The sequence below is a fragment of the Streptomyces ossamyceticus genome, from assembly GCF_001418475.1.
Classification (GTDB): domain Bacteria; phylum Actinomycetota; class Actinomycetes; order Streptomycetales; family Streptomycetaceae; genus Streptomyces; species Streptomyces ossamyceticus.
In genome coordinates this window covers 1-7,329 of record NZ_LIQX01000232.1, presented here as the reverse complement: position 1 = coordinate 7,329, position 7,329 = coordinate 1, and the positions used below count along the sequence as shown (strand labels likewise).

Genomic DNA, 7,329 nt, shown 5'->3' with positions numbered 1-7,329 from the left:
CGCCCCCTTCGCCGGGGCACGTCACTTGCTGAGGTACGTCCAGAACTCGTCGAACGACAGGAGCTTGTCGCCGTTGAGGTCGCGGCTCTTGATGATGGCCTCGGCCACCGCCTCGGTGACGTTCCAGTCGCCCTCCTGGGCCAGGGCGGTCTTGAACTCGGCGGAGGTGATGAAACCGTCACCGTTCGTGTCGATCCGCTGGAACTGCTTGCGTGCTTCCTCGATGTCCGCCACCGGTCCGCCCCTTCGTCGTGCTCTTCATGCGATACAGCCATCGTTGGCGGGCCAAGATTAACCGGCACGCCGAGCAGGCAGTGCGGCGCCCACCCGGGCCGGTGCGGTCGTCGATCATGTCCGGGAGTACGGGCCCTGCGGTGGCCGGACGGTCAAGGAGCGGTGATGGAGACGTTGCGGGACATTCTCGACGCGGCGGCGGGCGGCGTCTTCCCGCCTCCGGACGGCCGTACGACGGTGGTGCCGCAGCCGTCGTACCGGGACGCCGGGGTCTTCGCGTTCACCGCGCACACCGTCATAGCCACGGACGAGGACCCGGCGTGGGTGCGCGAGACGCTGGCGGCCCTCGACTGCGACGCGCTGGCCGCGCCCATGCACGCCCGGTTCCTGGCCGCTCTGCTGGACCGCACGGGGCGCCGCGGCGACACGATCGACGTGATGACGGTGGGCGCGCCGCTGCCGGGTGTGCCGGAGCTGCCGCTGGAGGAGATCGCCGATCCCGGTCATCCGAGAGTGGTGAGTTCCCGCAAGCGGCGCGACGGGGTGCGGGTGTGGAGGACGGAGGGCGGCCTGTTGGTCCTCGGGCGCGGCGTCGCGGGGCGGCTGGAGGTCGCGGTCGAGGTGGCCGAGGGGGGACGGCACCAGGGGCTCGGCCGGGCCCTGGTGCGGGCGGCGCGGCAGCTGAGCGGGGGCGAGCCGGTGTGGGCGCAGGTGTCGGCGGGGAACGCCCGCAGCCTGCGGGCGTTCCAGGCGGCCGGTTATCTGCCGGTGGGCTCGGAGCTCCTGCTGAACGCCCGCTAGCCGACACCGGGGGGGCGACCCGGCGGGGAGGGCCTGCGTCACCGGAAGATGCCGGTGTGGCCGAGGGAGTAGCGGCCTGGCTGCGGGTACACGGCGAGGCCGTGCGGGCCGCTGCCGACGGGGATGCGGGCGAGCTGCTTCCCGGTGCGGGTGTCGATGGCGTACACCTCGGAGTCGTAGCGGCCGGAGAGCCACAGGACCTTGCCGTCGGCGGAGACGCCGCCCATGTCGGGGCTGCCACCGTCGGGGAGGTGCCACTTCTTGGTGAGTTCGTTCCTGGTGAAGTCGAAGACGGAGACGGTGCCCTCGCCGCGGTTGGAGACGTACATCTCGCGGGAGTCGCGGCCGACGTACAGGCCGTGGGTGCCCTTGCCGGTGGGCAGCAGCTTCGGCTCGTCGAACGTGTCGCCGTCCAGGACCCACATGCCGTCGGCCATCATGTCGGCGATGTAGAACCGCTTGCCGTCCGGGGCGATCTTCACGTCCTGCGGCATGGCGCCCTCGAAGGGCAGTTTCCGTTGGCCGACCACCTTCATCTTCTCGGTGTCGACCTTCAGCAGTTCCCCGCTGAACTCGCAGGACACGATGAAGTACTTCCCGTCGAGCGAGAAGTCGGCGTGGTTGACGCCGTAGCAGCTGACCGGTTCGGTCTTGACCCGCTTCATGGTGTGCGGGTCGCGGAAGACGAGTTCACGGTCGAGGGAGGCCATGACGACGGCGTACTTGCCGTTCGGGGTGAAGTACAGGTTGTACGGGTCGTGCACCTCGACGGGCTCGCCCGCCTTGCCCGTCCTCGGGTCGATGGGGGTGAGGGTGTGGCCCCGGTTGTTGTTGACCCACAGGGTCTTCAGGTCCCAGGACGGCACGACGTGCTGGGGCTGGCGGCCCACCGGGATCGTCTCGATGATCTCGTACGTCTTCGGGTCGATGACGGAGACGGTGTCGGACTCACTGTTGGGGACGTACACCCGCGACGGGAAGTCCTTGACGACCGGGGAGAGCCGGCCGGGGCGGTCGGCGGCGTAGACGTCCTTGGGGTCGAGGACGGGCGGCATGCCGCGCAGGCCCCGCACCTCCGGCCCCTGTCTCTTCTTCCGCTCGGCGGCTTCGGCCGCGGCCTGGTCGGCCCGGTCGGCACGGGTCCGCTGTTCCCGCTCGTCGGTGCCGGTCGCGCTGCCGCACGCGGCCACGGCGACGAGGACGGCCGCCGCGAGGAGGGCGCGCTGGACGAGGTGGCGCTGCATGAGGGAGGTGCGGGGCGTGGTCACGCGCACCTTTATAGGGAGGTCGGGCAGGTTTTCCGGCGATTGGCCCGTTCGGCGGAGATCCGCGTCGTGAGACGGCGAGGGGCGGCGGGTGGGACCGCCACGGTCCGGCCTCCGGTCACAGCACTAGCGGTCCGCGACGCGCATCTCGAACCAGGTGGTCTTGCCGCGCGGCAGCAGGTCCACGCCCCACCGGTCCGACAGTTTGTCGACGAGGAAGAGTCCGCGGCCGCTGATGTCCATCTCCTGCACCGGCATCAGACAGGGCAGGCCCCGCGAGGGGTCGCGGACCTCGACGCGGATCCAGCCGCGCCGTCGCCGCATCCGTAACCCGAAGACCCGGGCCCCGGTGTGCCGTACGGCGTTGCCGACCAGTTCGGAGACGAGCAGGACGGCGTCCTCGGTCATCTTGGGCGAGAGCCGCCATTCGCGGAGGACGACGACCTGGGCGAGCCGGCGGGCGGTGGCCGCGGACTCGGGGCGGGACGGCAGCGGAACCTCCGCCTCCGTGGGGTTGCCGAACAACTCCAGTGCTTTCAGCGCCCGTTCGTCCTCGATCGCAGGCGACCAACGCGCCGCGGTCGCACTCCCGTGCCGCCGCGGCTGTTCGATACCCTCCAGCCCCGCCATGCCCCCATCATGGCCGCCCGGAGCGCCCTTCGTGGCCGTTCCGGAGGAATACAACCCCCGGAACCAACCATTCCGGGGGTTTCGTATGTCATATGCCAAAGGCATCATATACCCGTCGACACCCCTCCTGAGCTGCGCGGACCATCTGAACTTCGGTCAGCGGACGGAGCCTTGGCCGGAACTTTCTTAAGACTGCCTTAAGGCTCCGATAAAGCGCTCCATCGGGGGACGCGGGTAAGACATCGCGTCAACTGCAAGGGGATCGGCGGAAGTCGTGGGCCGGAATACCGGCCGTCAGACGAACTTCGCCTTGCCCGGCCCCTCCTCCACGAAGCTGCGCATCCCGCGCTCCCGGTCCTCGGTGGCGAACAGACCGGCGAACCAGTTCCGCTCGATCGCGAGCCCCGTCTCCAGGTCGGTCTCCAGGCCCGCGTCGATCGACTCCTTGGCCGCCCGCAGCGCGATCGCCGGACCCTGGGCGAGCTTCGCGGCCCACTCGTGCGCGGCCTTGTACACCTCGTCGGCCGGGACGACCCGGTCCACGAGGCCGAGCGCGAGGGCCTCGTCGGCCTTGACCATACGGCCGGTGAAGATGAGGTCCTTGGCCTTGGAGGGGCCGATCAGCCGGGACAGCCTCTGGGTGCCGCCCGCGCCCGGGATCACCCCGAGCAGGATCTCGGGCTGGCCGAGTTTCGCGTTCTCCCCGGCGATGCGGTAGTCCGCGCACAGCGCCAGCTCGCAACCGCCGCCCAGGGCGTAGCCGGTGACGGCCGCGACGACCGGCTTGGGGATACGGGCGACCGCGCTGAAGGAGTCCTGGAGGGCGCGGGAGCGGGCGACCATCGCCGCGTGGTCCATCGCCTGCATCTCCTTGATGTCCGCGCCCGCCGCGAACGCCTTCTCCCCGCCGTAGAGGATGACGGCGCGGACGTCGTCCCGCCCCGCCGCCTCCTCGGCGAGTTCCTTGAGGCGGTCCTGGACGGCGATGTCCAGGGCGTTCATCGGGGGGCGGTCGAGGCGGATGGTGCCGACGCCTTCGGCGACTTCGAGATGCACAGTCATGCAGGCAGGTTAACGGGGACTAACGACAGCGGCTCCGGTGTGCTGTGTCACAGCACACCGGAGCCGCACGTCCGACCGGAAGGGCTACGCCTTCCACTTGTCCCAGGACATGTTCCAGCCGTTGTAGCCGTTGTCCGGGTCGACGACGCGGTCGTTGGAGTTCTTCACGACCACGACGTCACCGACCATCGAGTGGTCGAAGAACCAGCCCCCCGGGGCCTTGCGGTCGTAGCCGCCGCGGGTGTCGCGCAGACCGATGCAGCCGTGGCTGGCGTTGTAGTTGCCGAAGGCGTCCCCGCCCCAGTAGTTGCCGTGGATGAAGGTGCCGGTGTTCGTCAGGCGCATGGCGTCCGGCACGTCCTTGATGTCGTACTCGCCGCCGTAGCCGACGGTCTCACCGTTCATCCGGGTCACGCGCAGGCGCTCGCTGATGACCATCTGGCCGTTCCAGGTCTCCATGCCGGGCTTGCCGGTGGTGACGGGGATGGTCTTGATGAGCTTGCCGTCCCGCTTCACCTTCATCGTGAGCTTCTTGACGTCCACGACGGAGACCTGGCTGCGGCCGATGGTGAAGGAGACCTTCTTGTTCTGCTCGCCGTAGACGCCGTCGCGCCCCTCGACGCCGTCGAGGTTGAGGTCGACGGTGACCTTCGTGCCGGCCGCCCAGTACTTCTCCGGGCGGAAGTCGATGCGATCGTTGCCGAACCAGTGGCCGGCCACCTCGACGGGCGGCTCGGTCTTGATGGTGATGGCCTTCTCGACGTCCTCGGGGGCCGTGATGCCCCGGGTGAAGCGGATCGAGAACGGCATGCCGACGCCGACCTTCGAACCGTCCTCCGGGGTGAAGATGCCGACGAAGGTGTTCTTCGGGGTCAGCGTGGTGAAGGACGACTCCTCGGCCGCCTCACGCCCCTCGGAGTCCTTCGCGACGGCGTGCACCTTGTACTCGGTGGCCGAGTTGAGGTGGATGGACGGCGTCCAGGTGGCGCCGCCGTCCGTGATCTCACCGGCGATCTTCTTGCCCTTGCCGTCCTCGACGGTGACCTCGGACAGCTTGCCCTTGGCGGCGGTGACCTTGAGGGCACCGCTGGTGGCCACGTCCTTGGCCTTGTTCTTCGGAGCGATGGAGACCACCGCTTCCGACGGCTCGGTGGCCGCCTTGCCGGAAGCGCTCTTGTCCGAGCCCTTGCCCTTGTCGCCGTCGGAGCCGGAGTCGGACCCCCCGCCTCCGCCCCCGCACGCGGTGACGGCGAGCATCAGCAGACCCAGCAGCAGTGCCAGGACCCCCTTGCTCCCCCGTGCCCGCGCGCCAACCGACGCCCCCGATATCGGTCGCCCGTTCAACTCTCTTGTCTCCCCTCGCACGGCCTTGAGCAGGCCCGCACCCCTCCGCGCAGCACGCGCGTCCGCACGTACATTAACCAGATGATCGGATGGGATTGGCCCCGGCGAATGTCACCGTTCAGTCCCAACTTGAACAATCCGAGCCCCGGTCACCGGTCCGGCCCCACCCTCGGACGCCCCGCGCGCGCGTACGGCTATGTCGGTTACTTCACCGCGGCACCCGCTTTCCACGCCTTCCACCCCATGTTCCACCCGCCGAGTCCGTTGTCGGGAGCGACCTTTTTGTCGTTGCTGTTGACGACCTCCACGACGTCCCCGACGAGGCTGCGGTCGAAGAACCAGCCCGCGGGAGTGCTGGAGCTGCCGCCCTTCACATCCCGCAGGCCGACGCAGCCGTGGCTGACGTTGACCCGGCCGAAGGCGTCCGGGGCCCAGTAGTTGCCGTGCAGGAAGGTGCCGGAGGTGGTCAGGCGCATGGCGTGCGGGACGTCGGGGATGTCGTACTCGCCCGCGCCGTCCGCCTTCTTGAAGCCGACGGTGGCGCCGTTCATCCGGGTCACCTCCAGCATCTCGGTGACGACCATCTTCCCGTTGTACGTCGTCGTGCCGGGCGCCCCGGCCGTGACGGGCAGCGTGGCGAGCACAACGTCGTCGCGCTGGACGCGCATGGTGTGCAGGGCCGCGTCGACGACGCTGACCTGGTGACGGCCGATGGCGAACGAGAACGTCCGGTGCTGCCCGCCGTAGACGCCGGGCGCCCCCTCGACGTCGCGCAGCCGCAGGGCGACGGTGACCTTCGTGCCGGGCTTCCAGTACGTCTCGGGGCGGAAGTCGAGGCGGCCACCGCCGAACCAGTGCGGCCGGATCTCGACGGCGGGCTCCGCGGTGACGCGGACGGCGCGTTCGACGGCCGCGCGGTTCTCGATCTCCCGGTTGAACTCCAGGGAGACGATCATCCCGGTGCCGACGGTGGAGCGGTTCTCCGGGGCGACGTACGCGATGAAGCGCCTGTCGGGGACATAGGTGCGGAACGTGACATGCCGGGCGGAGCGGCGGCCGTGGGCGTCCAGCGCGACCGCGTCGACGGTGTACTTCGCGGCCAGCGCGAGCTTCCGTGAGCCGGTGGGGCGCCAGGTCAGCCCATCGGCGGACAGCCGGCCCGGAACGGGTGACTCCTGCGCGTCCTGCGACTTCACCACCTTGACGGACTCCAGGCGCCCACTGGGCACCCGTACTTCGAAGCGCTGCTCCGGGCGCACGCCCTTGCTGCCGTCCTCGGGGGTGACCCGGATCGTGTCGTCCGGAGCTTTCTCACTGGTCAGCGGGGATGTGGGGGTGCATCCGGCGACTGCGGCCAGCAGGCCGGCCGCGACCAGTACGGCGGCCGGCGCGGCGGCGGGGCGGCGCGCGTGCGTCTGTGCGTGGTTCACGTGCGGCCCAACGACGGCGCACGCCCCCGGGAAACGTGAGTGCGAGGCGTGCTCTGGGCAGAACCATGGGAGACAACTCGACGGGGAGCAGGGACCTGCCCGTCAGCACGAGGGGGGTGTTGTGCGGGGCTGTACAACACCCTCTGGGGCGGCGGGTCCCGGGGCTGGGACTCCCGGCCCCGTTTTCGCGTCGGCCCACCGAGTCGCGGGAGGCCGTGGTGTCGAGCGCAGCCGAGCAGGAGGCAGTGGAGGAGACGCGCGGGGTGCCGGCCGCGCGTCGGGCCGCCGTGCTCAACGGCAGGCAGATCGGGGCGGGGCCGCCGCTGCCCGTGTGGCCCGGTGCCCCGACACCCCTCGGGGCGCGTTTCCGGGTGGGGCCGGACGGGGTCGCCGGGACGAACTTCGCGCTGTGGGCGGGCGGGGCGGAGGCCGTCGAGCTGTGCCTCTTCTCCCCGGAGGGCGAGGAGACACGGCTGAAGCTGACCGAACTCACGCACGAGATCTGGCACGGCTTCGTGCCCGGTGTGCTGCCGGGCCGGAGGTACGGCTACCGGGTGCACGGC

7 protein-coding genes and 1 pseudogene are annotated in these 7,329 nt (G+C 70.1%); 2 read left to right on the top strand and 6 right to left on the bottom strand.

Translation table 11 applies throughout. The features are described 5' to 3' along the window. Positions 1-21: 21 nt before the first annotated feature. Positions 22-234 carry an EF-hand domain-containing protein gene (locus AOK15_RS18130; RefSeq protein WP_055518026.1) on the bottom strand — a complete coding sequence of 71 codons (213 nt, stop codon included), beginning with the start codon at positions 232-234 and terminating at the stop codon, positions 22-24. A 165-nt stretch (positions 235-399) separates the two neighbouring features. On the opposite strand from AOK15_RS18130, the gene AOK15_RS18125 reads away from it, so the two are divergent. Continuing rightward, entirely contained in the window at positions 400-1,035 is a 636-nt protein-coding gene (locus AOK15_RS18125) for a GNAT family N-acetyltransferase (RefSeq protein ID WP_055518025.1), read from the top strand. Positions 1,036-1,073: 38 nt separating this feature from the next. Here the strand turns inward: AOK15_RS18125 and AOK15_RS18120 are convergent, their stop codons facing one another. The 5 genes from AOK15_RS18120 to AOK15_RS18100 all read right to left on the bottom strand — a co-directional run bounded on the left by AOK15_RS18120 (position 1,074) and on the right by AOK15_RS18100 (position 6,766). After that, positions 1,074-2,279, bottom strand: a complete 1,206-nt coding sequence (locus AOK15_RS18120; RefSeq protein ID WP_055518030.1) for a YncE family protein — start codon at positions 2,277-2,279, stop codon at positions 1,074-1,076. A gap of 147 nt (positions 2,280-2,426) precedes the next feature. Continuing rightward, positions 2,427-2,930, bottom strand: coding sequence for an ATP-binding protein (locus tag AOK15_RS18115; protein ID WP_055518023.1), 504 nt, complete (start codon positions 2,928-2,930; stop codon positions 2,427-2,429). A 294-nt stretch (positions 2,931-3,224) separates the two neighbouring features. Further along, a complete protein-coding gene (locus AOK15_RS18110) occupies positions 3,225-3,992 on the bottom strand; it encodes an enoyl-CoA hydratase/isomerase family protein (protein ID WP_055518022.1) in 768 nt (255 codons plus the stop codon). Between the two features lie 84 nt (positions 3,993-4,076). Further along, the gene (locus AOK15_RS18105) at positions 4,077-5,336 is read right to left on the bottom strand and encodes a L,D-transpeptidase (RefSeq protein WP_205632164.1); all 1,260 of its coding nucleotides are present in this window, start codon (positions 5,334-5,336) and stop codon (positions 4,077-4,079) included. Between the two features lie 203 nt (positions 5,337-5,539). Next, positions 5,540-6,766: a L,D-transpeptidase gene (locus AOK15_RS18100; protein WP_055518020.1), complete on the bottom strand. Its 1,227-nt coding sequence runs from the start codon at positions 6,764-6,766 to the stop codon at positions 5,540-5,542. A gap of 218 nt (positions 6,767-6,984) precedes the next feature. Here AOK15_RS18100 and AOK15_RS18095 point away from each other — a divergent pair. Beyond that, positions 6,985-7,329: pseudogene (locus AOK15_RS18095) on the top strand (glycogen debranching protein GlgX); the annotation flags it as partial.

Excerpts from the sequence above, each read along its gene's own strand:
- AOK15_RS18125 (WP_055518025.1), top strand. The coding sequence starts at position 400 with ATGGAGACGTTGCGGGACATTCTCGACGCGGCGGCGGGCGGCGTCTTC.
- AOK15_RS18120 (WP_055518030.1), bottom strand. The coding sequence starts at position 2,279 with ATGCAGCGCCACCTCGTCCAGCGCGCCCTCCTCGCGGCGGCCGTCCTC.
- AOK15_RS18115 (WP_055518023.1), bottom strand. The coding sequence starts at position 2,930 with ATGGCGGGGCTGGAGGGTATCGAACAGCCGCGGCGGCACGGGAGTGCG.
- AOK15_RS18110 (WP_055518022.1), bottom strand. The coding sequence starts at position 3,992 with ATGACTGTGCATCTCGAAGTCGCCGAAGGCGTCGGCACCATCCGCCTC.